17 protein-coding genes are annotated in these 19,583 nt (G+C 53.4%); 3 read left to right on the top strand and 14 right to left on the bottom strand.

The genetic code is table 11. The features are described 5' to 3' along the window. Positions 1–23: 23 nt before the first annotated feature. The 14 genes from DVH26_RS06160 to DVH26_RS06095 form a co-directional block, all read right to left on the bottom strand. Complete coding sequence (locus DVH26_RS06160; RefSeq protein ID WP_239632271.1) at positions 24–1,340, bottom strand: ABC transporter substrate-binding protein; 1,317 nt, start codon at positions 1,338–1,340, stop codon at positions 24–26. 180 nt (positions 1,341–1,520) lie between these two features. Next, positions 1,521–2,444: a Gfo/Idh/MocA family oxidoreductase gene (locus DVH26_RS06155; RefSeq protein ID WP_239632269.1), complete on the bottom strand. Its 924-nt coding sequence runs from the start codon at positions 2,442–2,444 to the stop codon at positions 1,521–1,523. Positions 2,445–2,479: 35 nt separating this feature from the next. After that, positions 2,480–2,974, bottom strand: coding sequence for a sugar phosphate isomerase/epimerase family protein (locus DVH26_RS06150; RefSeq protein WP_239635293.1), 495 nt, complete (start codon positions 2,972–2,974; stop codon positions 2,480–2,482). Beyond that, entirely contained in the window at positions 2,920–3,312 is a 393-nt protein-coding gene (locus DVH26_RS06145; protein WP_239632266.1) for a hypothetical protein, read from the bottom strand. The genes DVH26_RS06150 and DVH26_RS06145 overlap by 55 nt, the downstream gene beginning before the upstream one ends. A gap of 39 nt (positions 3,313–3,351) precedes the next feature. Then, entirely contained in the window at positions 3,352–4,431 is a 1,080-nt protein-coding gene (locus tag DVH26_RS06140) for a Gfo/Idh/MocA family protein (protein ID WP_239632264.1), read from the bottom strand. A gap of 103 nt (positions 4,432–4,534) precedes the next feature. Further along, on the bottom strand, positions 4,535–6,631 hold the full coding sequence (locus DVH26_RS06135) for a ligand-binding sensor domain-containing protein (protein ID WP_239632261.1): 2,097 nt from the start codon (positions 6,629–6,631) through the stop codon (positions 4,535–4,537). A gap of 76 nt (positions 6,632–6,707) precedes the next feature. Beyond that, positions 6,708–7,718, bottom strand: a complete 1,011-nt coding sequence (locus DVH26_RS06130; protein ID WP_239632260.1) for a zinc-dependent alcohol dehydrogenase — start codon at positions 7,716–7,718, stop codon at positions 6,708–6,710. 253 nt (positions 7,719–7,971) lie between these two features. Continuing rightward, complete coding sequence (locus tag DVH26_RS06125; protein WP_239632257.1) at positions 7,972–9,378, bottom strand: extracellular solute-binding protein; 1,407 nt, start codon at positions 9,376–9,378, stop codon at positions 7,972–7,974. A gap of 163 nt (positions 9,379–9,541) precedes the next feature. Then, positions 9,542–10,327: a DeoR/GlpR family DNA-binding transcription regulator gene (locus DVH26_RS06120; protein WP_239632247.1), complete on the bottom strand. Its 786-nt coding sequence runs from the start codon at positions 10,325–10,327 to the stop codon at positions 9,542–9,544. 90 nt (positions 10,328–10,417) lie between these two features. Next, positions 10,418–11,521, bottom strand: a complete 1,104-nt coding sequence (gene phnW / locus DVH26_RS06115; protein ID WP_239635292.1) for a 2-aminoethylphosphonate--pyruvate transaminase — start codon at positions 11,519–11,521, stop codon at positions 10,418–10,420. An 8-nt stretch (positions 11,522–11,529) separates the two neighbouring features. Beyond that, on the bottom strand, positions 11,530–12,330 hold the full coding sequence (phnX, locus tag DVH26_RS06110) for a phosphonoacetaldehyde hydrolase (RefSeq protein ID WP_239632245.1): 801 nt from the start codon (positions 12,328–12,330) through the stop codon (positions 11,530–11,532). 13 nt (positions 12,331–12,343) lie between these two features. Continuing rightward, the gene (locus DVH26_RS06105) at positions 12,344–14,053 is read right to left on the bottom strand and encodes a putative 2-aminoethylphosphonate ABC transporter permease subunit (protein WP_239632243.1); all 1,710 of its coding nucleotides are present in this window, start codon (positions 14,051–14,053) and stop codon (positions 12,344–12,346) included. A gap of 13 nt (positions 14,054–14,066) precedes the next feature. Further along, the gene (locus DVH26_RS06100; RefSeq protein ID WP_239632240.1) at positions 14,067–15,101 is read right to left on the bottom strand and encodes a putative 2-aminoethylphosphonate ABC transporter ATP-binding protein; all 1,035 of its coding nucleotides are present in this window, start codon (positions 15,099–15,101) and stop codon (positions 14,067–14,069) included. A gap of 280 nt (positions 15,102–15,381) precedes the next feature. Further along, positions 15,382–16,488, bottom strand: a complete 1,107-nt coding sequence (locus DVH26_RS06095; RefSeq protein ID WP_239632237.1) for a putative 2-aminoethylphosphonate ABC transporter substrate-binding protein — start codon at positions 16,486–16,488, stop codon at positions 15,382–15,384. 252 nt (positions 16,489–16,740) lie between these two features. Between DVH26_RS06095 and DVH26_RS06090 the strand changes: the two genes are divergently transcribed. The 3 genes from DVH26_RS06090 (at position 16,741) to tatC (ending at position 19,547) form a co-directional block, all read left to right on the top strand. Beyond that, on the top strand, positions 16,741–18,414 hold the full coding sequence (locus DVH26_RS06090; protein WP_239632235.1) for a PhoX family protein: 1,674 nt from the start codon (positions 16,741–16,743) through the stop codon (positions 18,412–18,414). A 16-nt stretch (positions 18,415–18,430) separates the two neighbouring features. Then, the gene (gene tatA / locus DVH26_RS06085) at positions 18,431–18,724 is read left to right on the top strand and encodes a twin-arginine translocase TatA/TatE family subunit (protein ID WP_239632232.1); all 294 of its coding nucleotides are present in this window, start codon (positions 18,431–18,433) and stop codon (positions 18,722–18,724) included. A gap of 100 nt (positions 18,725–18,824) precedes the next feature. Further along, complete coding sequence (gene tatC / locus DVH26_RS06080) at positions 18,825–19,547, top strand: twin-arginine translocase subunit TatC (protein WP_239635291.1); 723 nt, start codon at positions 18,825–18,827, stop codon at positions 19,545–19,547. The last annotated feature ends 36 nt before the right edge of the window (positions 19,548–19,583 follow it).

The following is a 19,583-nucleotide window of genomic DNA, read 5'->3' as shown; positions in this document are numbered from 1 at the left end:
CGGCCAAATAGATGCTCAGCTGGTTACTTTGAATCGGTGTCAATGATCTTTTGCAGCCGCTCCGCCGCCTCGCGCAGAGCCGTATTGACATCAGTCCCGGTCAGATAAGCCTCGAGTGCCGCATAATTTTCTTTATCCGCTGCGCTTTGCTGCTTGGACTTGATCGTCGCCGGTGCATACTTCTCCGGGAGGAACGCTTTCGTATTCCGGCTTTCCAGGAACGGGTTGCCTTTGCCGTAGCTGCCGTTCAGCGACGGATCCTTCAATGCGGAGAAGCCCATGCCGTTCTCCAGCTTCCACTTCTGATATTCGGGCGCCGCCAAATATTCAATGACCTTAAACGCCGCTTCCTTATCCTTGCTCAAGCTGGTCAAATAAGCGTATTGCGTAGTGGCCTGAGGACCTACCCCCGGCTTTTCGGTTAAATACGGGAGAGGCACGACGTCCCAGTTCAGCCCGGAGTCCTCGGCCGGGGCGCCGCTCAAAGAAGCATACATCGCCGCCGTTTTCGTCTTGCCCCAAGCATCCGTTTGTGAAGCGAGAGCGTACTTGTTGTCCGGAAGCTCATTGCCGGGAATCTGGTAAAAACGGGCCAAATTCAAGAACGCTTTCCTGAAATTTTCGTCTGTCATGGCAACTTTATTCGTCTTGGCGTCCACATTGGCGGCGGAATGCTGGTTCATATACAAGAGATGCTGAAAGGACATAACGAGGCCTTTGTATTGCACCCCGCCTTCGCTGCGCGTCATTGTCCGGGCCAGCTCATAGACCTGGTCCCAGGTCATGCCGGCTTTTGGGTAAGGGACCCCAAATTTATCGAAAATATCGCGATTATACATCAAGCTCGCGGAATTGATGCCGAACGGAAGCCCCCAGATGCCTCCGTTCGCTATTGCGCGCTGCAGCTCGATGGTTGATGGCTCGAATTGCGTTAAATCCGTTTTGTTCTGCTTAATCAGGTCGGTAAGATCGTATTGAAGATTATAGGGTGTAATGAAGATAGGAGTGAAAGCGTCCGAGGTAATAATGATGTCGACCACGCTTCCTGCCGTGATCAGTCCGGGAAGCGTCTGGCTGTTCGTTTGCATAATGTACTTAATCGTATAATTCGGGAACCTCTCCCGGATCTTGTTGCCGTATCTTTGATTGAACGTATCTTCCGTAATGTTGTTGGATGTTAGATAAAACGTAATTTCCGCCTTGCGGTCCTCCACCTTGGTCTTGGCTTCCTCGGGTGAAGTGCCGGTCCCCTCCTTGGCCCCTCCTCCTCCGCCGCCGTTACATGCGGCAGTAAGCATCAGCGCTGCCGTCGAGACCAGTGCAAGCCATTGCTTTTTCATTCAAAACCCTCCTTAAAGATAAATTCCATAACAGGAACAAATGCCATAGCAAGCAGGGTGAAAGGCGTTGCGTTTCAATACGCATTCTTATAACAGCTTGGAGTCACCGGGTCAGTGGACGCCGACTCTATGCGATTTGTCAGACGGGTTCAGGAGGTACGGGTACCGGTACTTGTTCGGTTACCTCTCCACCCGAACGGCTGCACCGTTGGCCCGGCTTGCGTTAGCCGCTTCGATAAACCGGATGATTTCCAGGGTTTCCGCCATGGAGACGTCGGGAATGCCGGTCTGAAACATGCCGATGATCCGCTCCAGCAAGCTCGCGTAATAAGGCTTCGGATTCGCGTAAACGTCGATGAATTCCGAGCCTTTGCTGCGATGAAGGACCGCTCCGAACTTGTTGTTGCCCTTGCGGTTGCCGCGCACCGTGCCGAGCCTGCCGTCCTTCCACAGCGCGGTAATGATGTCGTGGTCCTCGTTGGACTTGACCGTAACCTCGGCACAGCCCGGACCGAGAAGCGCATACAGCATTTCGATCGAATGGATGCCGTACCAGAAATAACCGGGCTGTGTCTCCTGCAGAGCCATCGGGCCGTAAGTATCGGCACCTATGATCTCGCCCTGCTCTTGATGGGCCAGAGCAGACTGCAGCCCTTCCGCATAGCGCAATGCGGAGCTGCTCATTACCGTTATGCCGTTCGCCTCCGCAATAGCGGCGATTTCCTGCGCCTCGTCCGCACGGACGGTCAACGGCTTATCGATAAAGACCGGCTTGCGGAACGGTGCGACCGCACGGAACTGCTGCAGATGGACGCGGCCGTCCACCGACTCCAGCATAATGGCGTCGCATGCTTCCGCCACAGCCTCGGGCGAATCGAGAATTTGCACGCCGAGCTCGTCGCGCAATTGGGCGGTATAGCCGTCCACCCGGGTATGGCTCAGCTCAAAATCCGGCGATCCCCCCGGAAATGCGGCCGTAACCGCTCCTCCCGGAACATGGTACGGCTGACCGGGATCGTTAAGCAGCTTGGCGAAATGAACGACATGCGATGTATCCAGACCTATCAGACCAATCGATATTGGCCGGGATGACGAAGATTGCAATGAATATCACTCCTTATAATTCATCCTTAGCATCTTTATTTCAGCACGGCTCTCAAGCCTTCCAGCGTCATGGCCGTGCCATCCTTGGCGGTTCCCCCTTCGGGGATATAGTGCGTCTCCAGCGTATACAGCCCTTGGTAGCCGTCGGCTTCCAGAGCACGGATCTGCTCGCTAATAGGAACGTTTCCCCTGCCGATCGGCACACAGCCCGGCGCACCGCCTTCGCGGATTACGGCATCCTTTAAGTGGACCTGGTCAAGCACATCCTTCACCTCACGATAGCCGTCCGGGTAGGCGAAACGCCCTCCGTAGACTTCGTTGCCCGGATCCCACAGCACCTTCATATAAACGCTGTCCACCGCACGGACAAGTCCGGCCACCTCATCGGCATAGCCACCGTTGCAAGCAGGCTCATTTTCCAGCAGCAGCACGATTTGCTCCCGCTCCGCAGCCTCGGCCGCCGCCTTAAGCTTGCTCACAATCTCCGCCCGGTGCAAGGTTGGCTTCGCCTCCCGCCAGAAGGAGAAAATGCGGATTCGGTGCGTGCCGAGCCGCTTGGCGATCCCTTCGCGAAGTGCGCTTGGACGCTCTGCTCCTCTTGTCCGAACGTATCGCCGGCAGCTGCCGGTCTTGCCGGATCGAGGCTGCACTTGAACACCGGCGAGGCCAGACACGACACGAACAGCCCGCGTGCCTCCGTCTCGCGCCTCACCCCGTCTGCCTCTTCGTCGCTAAGCTCCATCACATTCCGGCCGCCGATCATGCGGATCTCGACATGCTTCAAGCCGTTGGCGGCGGCCCAGTCCAGCGCTTCGCCCAAATGCTGAGACACTTCATCCGTTATTACGCCTAATCGGTCCCAAATCATGCGTTCCACCTCCCGATGTATCCTCCTGTCATTCCATCGTTACTTGCCGTACACATGCGGATTTTGACGACGGCACTCCTCCATGACGGCCATTTGATGACGCACCTGCTGAGGCGTAATTTCAAGCGGAGCGCCGTCAACGATCGTTCGGTACAGCATCATGTACAGCTGCTCCGTCATATGTTCGAACAAGGTTGTGCCTTCCGGCAGCGCCAGCTCCCAACGGTCCGTGTGCCAGGTAAGCTCCTCTTTGCAGTAGGCGGGCAGCCCTTTCGCATCAAACAACGGCTCGTGCTGCAGCTTCTGCTCCGGCGCCTCCTCCGGCTTGAAATATTTCCACTCCAGCTTGCTGCCGCTGCCGCGAAGCCCTCCGTTCGTGCCTTGAACAATGAACGTATCGCGGGGAAACGCGCTGCAGGAGGAAATTTCGAGATCGATAGTCGGTCTACCTTGTCCCCTCAGGATCAACTTGACGTAATCCTCCGCATCGCCGAACGTATTTGCCCGGTCCATAATGCACGTAATTTGCGGCATGATATCGGTGCCGAACAGCTGCAGCGCCTGATCGACCGGGTGCGGGCCCGTATTCATCAAATTGCCCCCATTATTGCTTTGCAGCGTCTGCCAATCCCATCGGCGCGTGAAGCCGTTGTTGGTGAAGTCAACCTGCACGATCCGTCCCAGCACGCCGGATTCGATCACCTTGCGGATCTGCACAAATGCCGGCATATAGCGGGATTGCTGAAAGACAGCCAGCAAAGCGCCTCGGCGCTCCGAAGCTTCGATCAGCCGGTCGACCTCCGCCTCAGTTTTGGCTAGCGGCTTCTCGCATAGCACATTCAAGCCTTGTTCCAGCAGCTCCAATGTGATCGGAAAATGCTGATGACTGGGCGATGCATTAACGACCAAATCCAGCTCCTCATTCCTTACCATTTCCTCCCAGGAAGAGTAGGCACTGCAGCCGTATTCCGCCTTGGCCAGCTCCTGCCGCTCCGGCAGCGAATCCGCCACCGCCGCAATCCGGTAATAACCGGGTATTTTGGCAAGCAGGTTGCCGTGAATATTGCGGCCGCTTCTCCCTTGCCCGATAATCCCGACGTTGATCACTTTCGTACTCATAGAAACTCCACCTCTCCATGATTTTACTTGCGCTGCGGATGCGGGCTGCTGCCTGATAATCGCAACGGCAAAGTGTAATAGGACAGCACCATATTCCGGCAGCTTAACGAGCACTCTCATCTGGCTTTCGAACAAGCCCTGGAATGGAAATCCTCAGCAAATCGGCCCCCTCGGTTAAATAAAAGTGTCCGAAGCGGTCCCGGGACAACCAGTTCCGCTTGCCTCCGCTCCGGATGACCTTCATCTCCTTGGTCTTGGCATCAATAACGAAAAACAGGTTCGCTTGAACGCCATACACATTGCCGTCCGTGCCGACTGCGAACTGGGTATCGCGCCATACCGTGCTGGAATAGCGGCGCGGCATAAGCTGCTTCGTATACACTACCTGACGAGCCGCAGGATCGAAGATGAACAACCAGCCTTCGGCCGAGCCCCACAGATTTCCGTCCGGCCCCTCAATCAGCTCCGTAATAGCCCGGGTACCCGGGACCGGGGTGATTTCGAATATTTTTTGCTTCGCGGCCGCATCCCATATGAAAAGCTTCGCTTCCTCGGCAGAGGGATGAACGCCAAGTCCTCCCCAAACGCAAGAACCTCCGTAGATGAGCCCGTTCTTGTACGCCACAGCAGTTACGCTCTGCTGCTCCACTATGTTCCAGTAAACCTCCCGCCGGTCGGATGTCAGATCGTATATGACCAGTGCGCCGCCCAAATGCCCGTATTTCGGAACGGTGCCGATAACGAGTCTGCCGTCCTGTAACATCATCCCCGCGAGCCCCCGGTCCTGATAGCCGATATCCGATGCGGTGAAAAGCAGCCTCGGGTTGGGAGAGGCAGAGTCCAGCCGGTCCCAAGGAATGCTCGGATCGTATTCGTATACGTTCATTCCCGTGTAGTTGACGAAATACAGCTTCTTGTTGAATTCGTAGATCCGGTCGGTTTGCGATCCCGGCAGCTGCTGCCCGTCTCCCATCGTTTCGTTGGTGAATTCCTTCGTCATTCCGGCTTCCGGGTCATGCAGCGCGATTCCGCCGGACAAGTAGCCGCTTGTATACACGTGACCGCCGCTTGTCGCCTTCACGGTCTGCAGCTCCGTAGGAACGCCGGCAACCTCAAGGTTGACAACCTTCGAATGTCCCGTTGACGGGTTATACTTAAACAGCCTCCCCTCCCGAGTCACCCCGATTAACGTGTCGCCCGGGTAGGCGGGATCCGTCAGCCGGGAGAATGTAAACCCATTCGCATTCCCTCCGGTCTGCACATCCAATACAACATACTCTCTGGAATTCATATCGTAATACCCTAATCGGGAATCGCAGGTATAGTAAATCCGTTCCCCGGAAGGAGATTCCGGCGACATGAACCGCGAGGTAACCGATCCCTCCGTCTCATCGAATAATTGCGTGTCGAGGTCCATCGCAATCGTCGTACCGGATGACAACCGGATAAACAGCTTGCCGCCCGCAGCGGTCAGGTCAAATACAAAAGGATTCCCTTGAAACCGCTCCGGCAAAGCAATTTCCGTCATCCGCTTCGTATCGCGGTCGTATTTCACGAGATGAGCATGTGCGCCTATGCCGAAATAAGCGTCATTGCGGTCACGGTCGTATGCGACGGAGTATGCGTAAGACTCACCCGGCAAAACGGATCCCAGACATACCGTATCCCCGTTTGCCGTATAGAATTCGAAGGCTTCGCTCTTGCTGTAGGTTCCGCCGATGAGAACTCCTTGCGGACCGCTCTTCATGTCAAATACCTGCTGGCCCGGCACCTTGCCGACATAGTCCACATGCCGGTTTCCGGGCACGTATTTGAATAGATGGCTTGGCGTTCCCGCTATGTACACCGTTCCGTCCGGCTGCGCCGCTAGGCCGCGGACAATAGTGCATTCGCGCACCGTGCCGCCCATGTCCGCTTCAATCGGGATCCGGGCAACCAGCTTCTCTTCGGCAACGTCAATGACGAGCAGGATTGCCGGTATCCCGACCATGGCGGAGTACGCGAACAGCCGGCCTGAGGCGTCATGGCCGAATACGCACCGGTGCGTGTTGACGGTATGCACCTGCGGCCCCAAGTTCTTCAGCTCATACTCGACGCTTTCCTCACTTACGGCTAACGTTTCCGGAACGGCTTCCGGAAGAGCTTCCCTGTCGTTCGAACCGTTCATATCGTCGGCTTCACCGTCCTTTCGAGCTTGCATGATAGACAACGTCACGTTGTAATCGCTTTCACAAATGATACAAACGATAAACTTTGCTTCATCCGCGCTGCCTTCCTTACGAACCGCTCGAATAAGAGATTACGGCTCCCAGCACATCCGCCGGATTGTTCTTGTACTTCTCATATACTTTCCAGGCATCTCCAATCGCTACCTGATCCGTAATCAGCCGGCTGACGTCGATTCGCCGTTCGGTAAGCAAACGAATATACTCCGCCAAATTTCGTTCCTCCGTCCATCGTACATACCCCGGCGGATAATCGTATCCGTCTCTTTCGTACAACGGATCGTACCTGCCGGGTCCTCCGGCCCGGGAAATCAGCACTTGCGCTTCCTTATGGAACATCTTGCTGCGAGTGAACTCCATATGCATATCGCCGACGATGAGGATTTTGCCGCGGTCGCGAATCCAGCCGAAGCTTTCATCCATTAGCTGCATCTGACGTCCGGCAGCGCAATGAATGACGCAATCCGCGCCTAGACCCGATGTGGCCGCGGCAGCTTCCTTCGCAATATCGTCCACGCTGCTGCAAACCCGAATCCCTTCTATTCCCGCCAGCGCTTCCCTCCGCTCCGGCAGCAAATCGCAGGCAATCACCTTCAGACAAGCGGCGTGAGCGATTCTGGCAATGATCTGGCCCAAGATCCCCAGTCCGATAATGACAACGGACTCGCCGAACCTCAAATCCGCCTGCCTTAGCGCGTGGATGGCGATAGCTCCCAACCCGGCCGTTGACGCATCCAGCAAAGATACCGTATCCGGAACGGGCACGACCAGATGCTTCGGTACCAGCAAATACTCCGCATGCTTCACGTAAGGCCCTCCGTAGCAGGCCACCTGCTGGCCCTCCCGGATGCCTTCCACCTCCGCTCCGACCTTCACTGCGATTCCCGCTGCGCTGTAGCCGAGCGAAGCCTGCTGCTCTGGCATACGTCGAATCGCGGTCAGCTCCGTTCCCGGACTAATGGCGGAATAGACGGATTTCACGAGCACGAATCTGCTCTGCAGCACCGGTAAAGGCTCATCCGCCACCTTCACATTCCCTCTATGATTGACGATTGCCTTCATAAGGATCCATAACTCCTCGCCTGTAGAATTAGGGTAGAGATTTCACTACGATGACTTATTTGTAATTTATATCTAGATTATAAATCGTCATTTTAAACCCTGTCAACGATAATTAACTCAAATTCTAATTTATTTCTACAATATAAAAAGGATGCAACCGGAAACCATCCGAATCCGCCGTGGACGGAGAGCCGTGATTCCAGTATGCATCCTGTTAACCCTGCACCGTCCGATACTCCATTGGAGCAAATGGTCAGGCCTGTTCTTCATTCAACGCTTCTTCAATATTCCGGCAGGTCACCTGAATGTTCTGCAGCTTGGACCAGTACAGCTTCGCTTCGCGCAAGACGATGCCGAGCTGCTTTGAATCCAGACTTAGATCGTTAAGCAGTCTGTAGGTCGGAACGATTTCCCGGAACATATTGTACCGGGAAGGTCTGTACAAGCTCTCTTCCCCTCTCCATTCCACCGCGTTTTTGTCCGCCGGAATGCTTAGCGTATTTTGCCTCATCATGCTCTGGGAGGAATGAGACTGCAAAAAGTTGACCAGCTGCCGCGCCGCTTCCTTGACCTTGGATTTCCGGCTGACTGCCAGTCCGATCACCACGAGCAGAGTCCTGGCTTCATACAGGTAGGGCAGCGGTGCTATGTCGTAATCGAACGTTGCTCCCTTGAGCTCATTAAGCCCGAAATACGTCGTCATGATCATGGAGACTTTGCCGTTCAGGAACAGCTCCTCCGCATCCGCATTGCTGGCCGACAGCATGGTGGGGAATACGTCCGGCATATAAATGATTTTGCGGCACATTTCCAGACTGTCCGCCAGCCTGCTGCCGTACACCTCGTAGTTTCCTTGCCCGTTGCGCTCAAAGGACATTCCGCTCTGAAGCGGAAACAGGGGCCAGCGGTTGTTCGAGAGCAGATGAAAGTAAAATCCGAACCGTTCGTTCTCCACCGCCAGCTTCCCGGCATGCTCCAACAGATCGTCCCACGTCCACCCGCTGTAAGGCTCCGACAGCCCCCGCTCCGCGAAGTGCTCCTTGTTATAGCACAGAATAACCGGCGAAAACGAGAACGGCTGAACGAGAAGCTCCCCTTCATGGGTGAACGCTTGCGAGAGAAACGGATACACGCCGGGATTCGGCTGGCAAGGCTCCAGCAAATTGACGTTGCTGTTCTCGATAAACTCCCGGAAGCTCCCTTGATTGATCGTAAATACATCGAGCAAATCGGCATCCACATACTCCTTTACCGAGTTGCGGAAATTTGTCGCCGGAATTTCAACAGGCTGGACCCGTATATGCGGATATTTCTCGTGAAATTCGGATATCATTGCGGCTAAGCCCGTTTCCTCATTGGTGCTCGGATGATAGCCGAAGCGGACTACCGTCTTCTTGTCCTGCGTGCTGGAGGCGACTCGGTTGCCTACTTTGGGGATTTTCTCGATCAGCCCTTCCTCGACAAGAATGTCCAATGCTTTGCGCACCGATTTGTTGCTAAGATGAAACTGCTTTGTTAAATCGAGCTCCGAAGGCAGAAATTCTCCGACCGCTCTTTTGCCCGATAAGATTTCCTCCCGCAGTATATTGGCCATTTCGTCCAGCCTGATTCGAAATGTCTTGCGGCTTGCCTTTCCTTCTACGGAATTCCGTTCCGACATGCTCTGCCTTCACCTCTAATTTCTATCTATGTGATATCAGCATATCATACTTGAGGAATCCGCTCCAATAAAAACAAAGGAATTCCGCAGCCGTTACGGCCGGGAATTCCTTTATCCGTGAGTTTGCTCCTTGCAGGCAGCAGGTATCGCTGCCGCTTAAGGCTTATTCCGCGTGAATCCAGACAACGTCCTTATCCGCCAAATACGACTCCCATTCCTTAGGAGCCTTCACATCGCTAATGATGATGTCGATCTCCCTCAAATCCGCCAATTTATAAAATTGCACGTTACCGAATTTGGAATGGTCGGTCAGCACGATGGTTTGCTTGGACTGCTCCATCAGCTTCTGGGCCAGCTGTCCCCGCTCCGCGTCGAAGCCGGTAATTCCTTTGCCCATCATAATGCCGTCAATCGTAATGAAGGTTTTGTCCGCATAGAACGATGCAGCCATTTTCTCCGCTATCGATCCGGTCGTCCGGAAATGCACCGTATCGACTTTGCCGCCGATAAAATAAATTTCGCCCGAGAACAGTTCCTTGTTCTTGTATTCGATCAGCGCAGACAGGGCAGCGATGGATATCGTCATGACGGTCAAATTTTTCTTATTTTGCAAATAAGGGATCATCTGCAGCGTTGTCGTTCCATCGTCGATGAAGACGACGTCATTGTCCTCGACAAGCGTTGCGGCAGCCCGTCCGATGCGGCGCTTCTCTTCGGCGCGCGTCACCTCGCGTTTGAAATGCGATGCTTCCTCCCGGTCGAGATTGTATTTGATCGCGCCGCCGTACACACGCTTCAGCTTGTTCTCTTCCTCAAGCTCCTCCAGATACCTGCGAATCGTTTCCGAGGAAACCTTCAGACGCTCGACCAAATCTCCGGTCTTCACCTTGCCTTCAAGATTCAGCAAATTAAGAATATAATCTTTCCGTTCCTCTCCGACTAATGACACTGGAATCATGCCTCCGTAGAAATAAGATCAACTTAGTGCAATTATACCATTCACCGCAAAAATTGATAGATGTCGACAAGCAAATCGCGTCTAGCTCCAGAAGCGGTTTCTTTCGATTGCATCCAGAAGCCGCTCTATATCGCTTGCATGAACGTCGCCGATGTTGCCGATTCTAAACGTCATGGCCGATGTAATTTTGCCTGGATACAGGACGAAGCCTTCCTGCTTGATCCGTTGATAGAACGTGTCGAACGAAAATGCCGGGCTGTCCGGATAGTAAAACGAGGTGATAATCGGCGATTGAAGCTCCGACGGAAGCAGGGTGCGGAAGCCGAGCCGCTCCATTCCTTCCACAAGCAGCCGATGATTGTTCTCGTAACGCTGCTGACGCTTCGTGATGCCGCCTTCGGCCGCAAGCTCCTGCATCGCCTGATAAAACGCGTGAACGACATGAGTCGGCGAAGTAAAGCGCCATTTCCCGTTTTGCCGCTCCATCGTATCCCATTGGTCGAACAAGTCGAGGGATAACGAACGGGCGCGTCCCTTGCACTTCTCGAGCTCATCACGCTTGGCGATAATAAAGCCGAAGCCCGGCACACCCTGGATGCACTTGTTGCTGCTGCTGATCAGGAAATCGATTTGCAGCTCCGCCACATCCATCTCGATCCCTCCAAAAGTACTCATGGCATCGACGATGTACGTCTTGCCATACCGCTTGGCTACCTCGCCGATCTCGCGGATCTGATTCAGCATGCCGGTTGTTGTCTCCCCGTGCACCACCGCAACGTGGGTAATCGCCTCGTCCTGCTTCAGCAGCGCCTCAAGCTGAGCGGCGTCCGCTTGCGTCGTTTCGCCGAAATCAAGCACGTTCAGGGCGACATTGAGCACCCCCGCCATTTGAGCGATCCGTGCTCCATAGGCTCCATTGACGAGAACGGCCAGCTTGCCGTCCGCCGGGATGACCGAGCCGATAACCGATTCGACACAGAAGCTGCCGCTTCCTTGCATCAGCACGCTGGTGTAATCGCCTGCTTGTGCCGTCGCCAAAGCTACGAGCTCCGAGCGGATTTGCTGGACCAGGCCGTTATATTCCTGGTCCCAGGTGCACCAGTCTGTCAGCATCGCTTCTTTGACGGTCGACGTCGTGGTGAGCGGTCCCGGAGTGAGCAGCAAGTAGTGGTTTTGTTTGGTCATCGTAGTCATTATGGTCGATCTCCTTTAGCCAGTCGGTCGTTGATTTGCTCGATTACTTGATCCAGGTCGCCGATCGTTTCAATGACATAATGCGCGCCTGCATCCAGATAACGCTGCTTGATCTCTTCCAGCTTCGCCGCCAATTCGGCGCTGTCCCCGGCCTGCACTTCCGCTTCGGTCATGCCGAGCTCGTTGCTTCCCTTCAAGATACCGACGCTCCAGGCTCCGGCATTAATGCCTTCGCGAACGTCGCTGATCGTGTCTCCCGCCTTCACCACGTGCTTCATCGGGTACAGGTCGAGACGAATGGCATTTTCGTAGCACATCCAAGGATACGGGCGGCCTGCCGGCACTTCATCCGGAGTGACGAGGCAATCCGGCGAATAGCCGTTCTTCTTCGCTTCCTCGGCCACGATCATCATCATTTCCATCGTATAGCCCGTCGTGGAGCCGACCTTGATCCCTTGCTGACGAAGTCTGCTTACGAGCTCGACCGCCCCGGGAATCGGCTTGGCGTAATCCCTCAGAACGGAGAACAGCAGCTGCTCGAAATCCGCATACATCTCGTCCAGATCCGCATCGTTGATTGGACGCCCGTACTTCTCCTGCCATTGGCGCGCAACGTTATCCATTTCGCCGATAGCTTGCATATGATCTCGTTTGAGCATTCCCATCGGCTTTCTTGCTTCTTCCGCCGTAACTGCAATGCCTTTATTTTCATAGGCTTTGATAAATGCCGCAAGCGGCGCAAAGCATCCGTAATCGATTGTCGTTCCTGCCCAGTCCAAAATAACGCCTTGAATTTTCATGTTCATGATCTCCTTATTTTTGGGTTTGCCAAGCATCGGTTTTTTTTCTGACCTTGTGTACTACCAGTTCATAGATAGCCCGGATGATAATGTTCGTCAGCACAATCAGGCTCGACATCGCGGCAGCGGCAGCCACATCCCCCGCGTCGTCCATATTCACAATGGATACGGCGGCCAGGTTAAAATCCGCCGACCGAAGAAACACGACAGCCGATACGGTAACCATGGAGTTGACGAAGAAGTACATCGCAATCTCCAAAATGACCGGCAGCGACATCGGAACCGTTACCCGGAAAAACGTCTTGTAAAACGGTACTCTCATCGATTCCGAGACGAGCTCGAATTCTTTGTCCAGCTTCTTGAGCGAAGTTGTGGCCGAAATAAAAGGAACCGAGTAGAAGTGAACCACATTGGCCAAAACAATGATCGCCATCGTGCCGTACATGACATTCAGCGGATTGTCCGGGTCGTTGAAGAAGAATATATAGGCGAGACCGATGACCATGCCAGGCAGTGCAAGCGGCAGGATGGAAAGGAAGTAGCCGACTTGGCGCAAGCCGTTCAACTGTCTCGTTTTCTCAATCAGGTAAGCAAAGGCGAACGTGATGACCGTTCCGATAATGGCTGTAAGAAAAGCTACTTTCAAGCTGTTGTAAAACGGCTCCAGACCGGATGCGGCCACTCTGGAAAAATCGTAATGCTTCAGAGACAGACTAATCTCATAAGGCCAAACTTTCACCAAAGATGCGAATACCGTCGTGAGTAGCGGAATGAATATGGCAATCGCGCACAGCCAGCAGATGACCGTGTACACTATGTCCCGCATGCGCCCTTGCCCGATACGGTAAGGCGTCGATTTGGCGGACAGCATCATCTTTTGCTTCCGGTCGACGAACCGGTCGACGGCGAAGGCAATGAACGCCGGGATGGTGAGCAAAATCCCTACGGTCGCTCCCATCGAGAAGTTTTGCTGCCCGATGACTTGCTTGTAAATATCCGTAGCCAGTACATTGAACTGGCCGCCGACGGCTTGCGGCGCTCCGAAATCGGTGAAGCTCGCCGTGAAGCAGACGAAAATGGCACTGATCAAGCCGTATTTCACGGACGGCAGTGTGACCGTCATGAACTTCCGCAGCTTGCCCGCCCCGAGCGTCTCGGCCGCTTCGTACAACCGGTAATCGGTCATGGCTAAGGCGGCGGCGAAGATCATGAACGCCTGCGGGAACAAATAGATAACCTCGGAAATGATGATGCCGACCGGCCCGTACAAAGGAATTTTGATACCCGGCAGGGTACCGAAAAATCCGGTTGTAACAAGACCCTGATTGCCGAACAAATACGTCAGCGCAATCCCGTGCATCATGGTCGGAGCGAACAGCGGCAGCATCGCCGCGTATTTGAAAAAGCTTTTGCCGCGGATCCCCGTTCTGGTAATCCCGTACGCATACAAAAAGGCGAGAGTCGCTGCAATGGCGGTCGAGATGACGGAGATAAACACCGTGTTGCCGAGCGACCTGGAAAGGGACGGCGTAGAAAAGTAGTTCATGAAATTGGCTATGCCGACAAAGGCGTCACTGCGGTCCACGAACGCTTTGGCGAACAGGGTGCACAGCGGGACCAGGATGCCGATCAACAGCGAGAACACAAGTAACGCGATGAGCAGGCTTTGTACCGACTGCCCGGAATTCCATTTTTGTCTTATAGCTCGAATAGCTGCTGTCATAGCAAGTGCTCCTTTATACGCTCACCAGCGCTTCGTTTGGAAACGAGATGAACTTTTCTTCCGGCAGTTCCAGCGTCACCGCAGTATTTTTGGCAAGCTTCAATTGATGCGTTACATGGGCCGATACGTCAACCGTAACAAGCTGCGATTCCCAAGGAACCATCTGCAGTGTGACGCGGTAAAACGGGCCGCGGAATTCGATATGCTTTACAATCGCCGGAATTCCGTTAATGGACCCTTGGGAAGCCAAGCGGATATGCTCGGGACGAACCGCCAACGGCTGCCCGCCGTCCACGCGCACCCCTGCGCCGTTGTTGTTGTTGAAGAAATTAATCGCACCGATGAAATCGGCGACGAACGGTGAGCTCGGCTGCTCGTATACTTCCTGCGGAGAACCGATTTGCATCACCTCGGCATTCTTCATGACAACGATCCGGTCGGCCATCGTCAATGCTTCCTCCTGATCATGCGTGACCATGATGGTTGTAATGCCGAGCTTCTCCTGCAGCTCCCGGATCTCGGTACGAAGCTTCTCGCGGACCTTGGCGTCGAGCGCTGACAGCGGCTCGTCCAGAAGCAGGAAGTCGGGAGACAGAACGATCGCGCGGGCTAGCGCAATTCTTTGCTGCTGCCCTCCGGACAGCTGTGCCGGATACTGGTTGCGTGCGTGCTCCAGATCGACCAGCGCCAGAGCCTCGCGCACTTTCTCGTCGATCTCGCGCTTCGACAGCTTTTTCCCCTGCAGGCCGTAAGCTACATTTTGATAAGCGGTCAAATTGGGAAACAGCGCATACGATTGGAACACCATGCCGAAATTGCGCTTCGAGGGCGGCAGCTGAGTAATATCCTTGCCTCCTACCGTAATGCTTCCTTCCGTTGGAGTTTCCAGACCGGCGACAATGCGCAATAGCGTCGTCTTGCCGCACCCGCTGGGACCGAGAAGACAAATAAACTCATTTTTCAGAATATCGATATGGATGTTATTCAGTGCTGTAAAAGATCCGAACGTTTTATGAATGCCCCTGACGGACAAATATGGCTGTGACATAAGAGCCTCCTTACCGGCTTGTTGATTTCGTTGGAATCTGTGTTTCGTTTGTACTTATAAGGTTCAGTATAAAGTACTTTTGTTATCCGACTGTTAAATGAAGGTTAATTTTATGTTATTAATTGCTTTTACTTGGTTTTAATTGTTTCTCTTTCTTCTAAATGAAATATTGAGCTTGTTATCAATCCCGAGAAATGATGCGTTCCCTTGCCTTGGCAAAAAATCGCCCAAATACAAAACATGCGCGGAACCATTAGTCCCGCGCATGCCGCCATCCCTATTACTTTTTGGCTTCGCTCTTCGAATCGTAGCGCTTATTCCATTCAGCCAATACCGAATCACGATTTTTCGCGGATTCGTTCAAATCCAGCTTGATCAATTGCTTCAACGGATCCTTGTCGTAGCCTTCCGGTATAGTGTTCGTGTCGCTCTTCACAGCGAGAATCGCATAGTTTTTGCTGTATTCCTTCATGGCATCGTCGGTAATCGCCCAATCCAGGAAATCTTTAGCGGATTGCTTGATCGTCTTCTTCTTCATTAGAGCGTTCGCTTCCAAATCCCAGCCGGAGCCTTCTTTCGGGAACACGACTTCAACCGGTGCGCCGCCTTTTTTCTCCTGAATGCCGCGGTAGCCGAAGGCGATACCGATAGGGTATTCGCCGGTGCCTGCCATTTTGGCCGGCTTGGAGCCCGAATGAACATACATAGCAACGTTCTCGTGAAGCTTGTTCATGTAGTCCCACGCCTTGTCTTTACCCATCAAGGAAACGAGACCGGATACAGTCAGGAAGCCGGTACCCGATGAAGCCGGATTAGGCATGGTGATCATTCCTTTATATTCAGGCTTGATCAGGTCCTCATAGGATTGCGGGATCGGCAGGTTTCTTTTTTCCATTTCCTTCTTATTTACGACAAACGCCGTTTCCCAGGCATCGATGCCTACCCAGCGCGTCGGACTGTTTTTATCCTTGAAATCCGCTTGAATCTTCTCTACCCCTTTAGGAGAGTAGCCTTCCAGCATGCTGTTCTGATCGAGTACGAGCAGGCTTGTCGCAGCCAGTCCCCAAACGACGTCCGCTTGCGGGTTGTCCTTCTCGGCCAACAGCTTGGCGGTAATAACGCCAGTGGAATCGCGGACGATATTAAGTTTAATGTCCGGGTACTTTTGCTTGTACGTTTGAAGGTACGATTTGATTTGATCGTCCTCCAGCGCGGTATACACGGTCAGATCCTTGCTTTTGGTATCAACGGCAGACTCCGCCGAGGTTGGATTCGTATTGCTTGCCGCTCCGGCTTCTCCGGTTTTTGCTGCGTTCGGTGCGCTTCCGCATGCTGCGAGCGATACGGACATTACAAGTGCTGCGATCATTGCTAAAGGCCTTTTCATTCTAAATTTCCTCTCCTTCAAATCGTTGATAGCTTAACTATAATAACGATTTGTAAACTAACTATAAAATACATGTAAAGAAATTGTTTTTTTATATCTTTCGTTGTTTTTAATTTGAACTTCTCCATTCTCCTCATGAAACAGCCATGAATTTACAAAATCTCCATCTGACCTTAATATATCCCTTACATTTCAGCTATACACTGGGCTCAAGGCTACAATCAATCTATGAAAAAGGTGGACGAGCTCATAATGGAAACGATGAACAGAAGAAAGTTTCTATCTTATCTTGGAACAGGTACTGCCGCATTGGCAGCCGCTTCTGCAGGACTCGGCTCTTTGACGGACAATAAAGCAAGCGCCGCTGCGGCCAATCACTTGTTCGGTTACCAATCGAATAAAGTGTCCGGATTTTTCAAGCCGATTGAGCACTCCAAAGAAGACCAGCTGCTCTTACCGGAAGGCTTCCGATATGATGTTGTAGCCGCTTTTGGCGACAAAATCAATGAAGCTGGCGACACCTTCGGCTTCAACAACGACTTCACGCTGTATTTCCCGATGGAAGGCTCCAATACAAAAGGCTTGCTCTGGGTTAACCATGAATATTCCAGCGACGTATTCGTTCACGGCGCACCTGACGCCAACGGCAAATATTCGACGGAGCAAATCCAAAAAGCACTGTACAATCAAGGCGGCTCCATTATTGAAGTGTATCGCGACGCCAACGGAGTATGGAACATGGATCCGACGTCCAAATACGCTCGCCGCATCACCGGCTTGACGCCAATCAAGCTTGTAGGACCGGCAGCAGGCTCGAACGCGGTCAACGGTGCCGCTAACGTGCAAGGAACGTTCGCTAACTGCTCCGGCGGTATGACGCTGTGGAACACGGTGCTTACCTGTGAAGAGAACTTCGAGGAGCAAAGCGCACAAGCCGGCCTTGACGCTACGCACTACGGCTGGGTAGTCGAAGTCGATCCTTTCGATTCCGCATTCGAAATCCGCAAGCATACCTACTTGGGCCGCTTCAACCATGAAAATACAGCTATGGGTCTTGCCAAAGACGGACGCATCGTAGTTTACATGGGTGACGACAAGAAGGACGCCTGTATTTATAAGTTCGTGTCCAAGGAAATGTACAACGCTTCGCTCGGACGCGCTAACTCCGCCTTGCTGGAAGATGGCACGCTGTATGCTGCCGATATGAAAAAAGGCAAATGGATCGCTTTGACGATCGAAGCCGTTCAAAAGCTGCTGAACGACGAGAAATTCAAAGTTCCTTCGACCGTAAAAGGCAAAAAAGAAGAGCTGGCCGCCAAGTATCAATCCCAGGCCGACGTGCTCGTCAATACTCATGAAGCGGCGATGCTGCTGGGCGCAACGCCTACGGACCGTCCTGAGGACATCGAAATTTGTCCTTTCGACAACACGTTCTTCGTAGCCCATACGAACAACGACAATCATGGCAACATCCACGGGCACATTACCCGCTTCTTCGAGAAAGACGGAGATTTGGGCGCCCTTGATTTCGACTTTGAAATTTTTGCTGCAGGCGGACGTCAAAGCGGCTTCAGCGCTCCGGACAACTTGACCTTCGACAGCAACGGCAACCTGTGGACTGTAACGGACATTTCAAGCAGCAGCATGAACAAAGGCTTGTTCACTGCATTCGGCAACAACGGAATGTACGTCATTCCGACTACAGGCCCTAACATGGGCGTAGCGATGCAGTTCGCTTCCGCTCCATTGGATGCGGAAATGACAGGTCCTTGGTTTACACCGGACGAAAGCACACTCTTCCTTGCCGTACAGCACCCGGGCGAAAATACGACGGACGCCGCCAAGCCTACCAGCATGTGGCCGCACCGTCCAGGCGACACTATGCCTCGTCCTGCCGTAGTAGCCATTACCGGATTTCAATTCTAATTAGGAGTTGACAGCTATGCCTTTCGGAAATATAGGAATTCCCGGTCTCATCCTGATTCTGATTATTGCCCTTATCATCTTCGGGCCTTCCAAGCTCCCTGAGCTTGGACGCGCCTTCGGCCGCACACTCAGCGAATTCAAGAGCGCGACCCGCGGTCTGATCAACGGAGAAGAGGACAAGGCTGACAAGGCGCCGGAGCAGACAGCAGCCGCTCAACGCCAGACAGACGCTGCTCAAGCGCAAACGCAAACGGCCGCAGCGGCGGACAACAAGCAGCCGATGGTTACAGCTGACAAAACGGCTCATTAAGCCGCTAACCCAGTAGATTTGCAAGGCTCCCGGCCGGACGGACTGTATACTAAGCCGTTTCCTCCGGGAGCTATTTCTTTTACACGGGAGACTTAAAATGATGGATGACAAAGATATGAAGCTTACAGGGCATCTGGAGGAAATGCGCAGACGGCTTATCCTTACGTTCGGCGCTTTCCTGGTCGCCCTGATCGCCGCTTTCCTGTATGCGAAGCCGATTTACGCGTGGCTCGTCCGCGATATGGACGGTATGCTCACCGTACTCGGACCGACCGACATTTTGTGGGTATACCTGATGATCTCGGGCGTGGTTGCCATTGCCGTTACGATCCCGGTTGCAGGGGGACAAATATGGGGCTTCGTGAAGCCGGCGCTGACGCCGGAGGAACAGCGGGCCACGCTCGCTTACATTCCCGCTTTGGCTGTCCTGTTCGCAGTCGGTATCTGCTTCGGCTACTTCGTGCTCTTCCCCATGGTATTGTCCTTCCTGAAGGAAATGGCCCATGGACAGGTGCAGACGCTGTATACGGCGGACAAATATTTCCGCTTCATGCTGAACCTGACGCTGCCGTTCGGACTGCTGTTCGAAATGCCGGTCGTCGTCATGTTCCTGACCAAGCTCGGCATCCTGAACCCGCTGCGCTTGTCCAAAATGCGCAAAATTTCCTACTTCATTCTCGTCGTAATCTCGATTACGATCACACCGCCCGATTTTATTTCAGACATTTTGGTCATTGTGCCGCTGCTGATCCTGTACGAGTTCAGCATTACCTTGTCCAAATGGGTATACAAGAAGCAGCTGAATGAAGCCGTTCAAGGCTGATTCACCGCGCCGCACGAACATCCCGAACATCGTCTA

Source organism: Paenibacillus sp. H1-7 (genome assembly GCF_022354825.1).
In the GTDB taxonomy this organism is placed as follows: Bacteria; Bacillota; Bacilli; order Paenibacillales; family NBRC-103111; genus Paenibacillus_S.
This window is presented reverse-complemented; position numbering and strand designations above follow the sequence as displayed.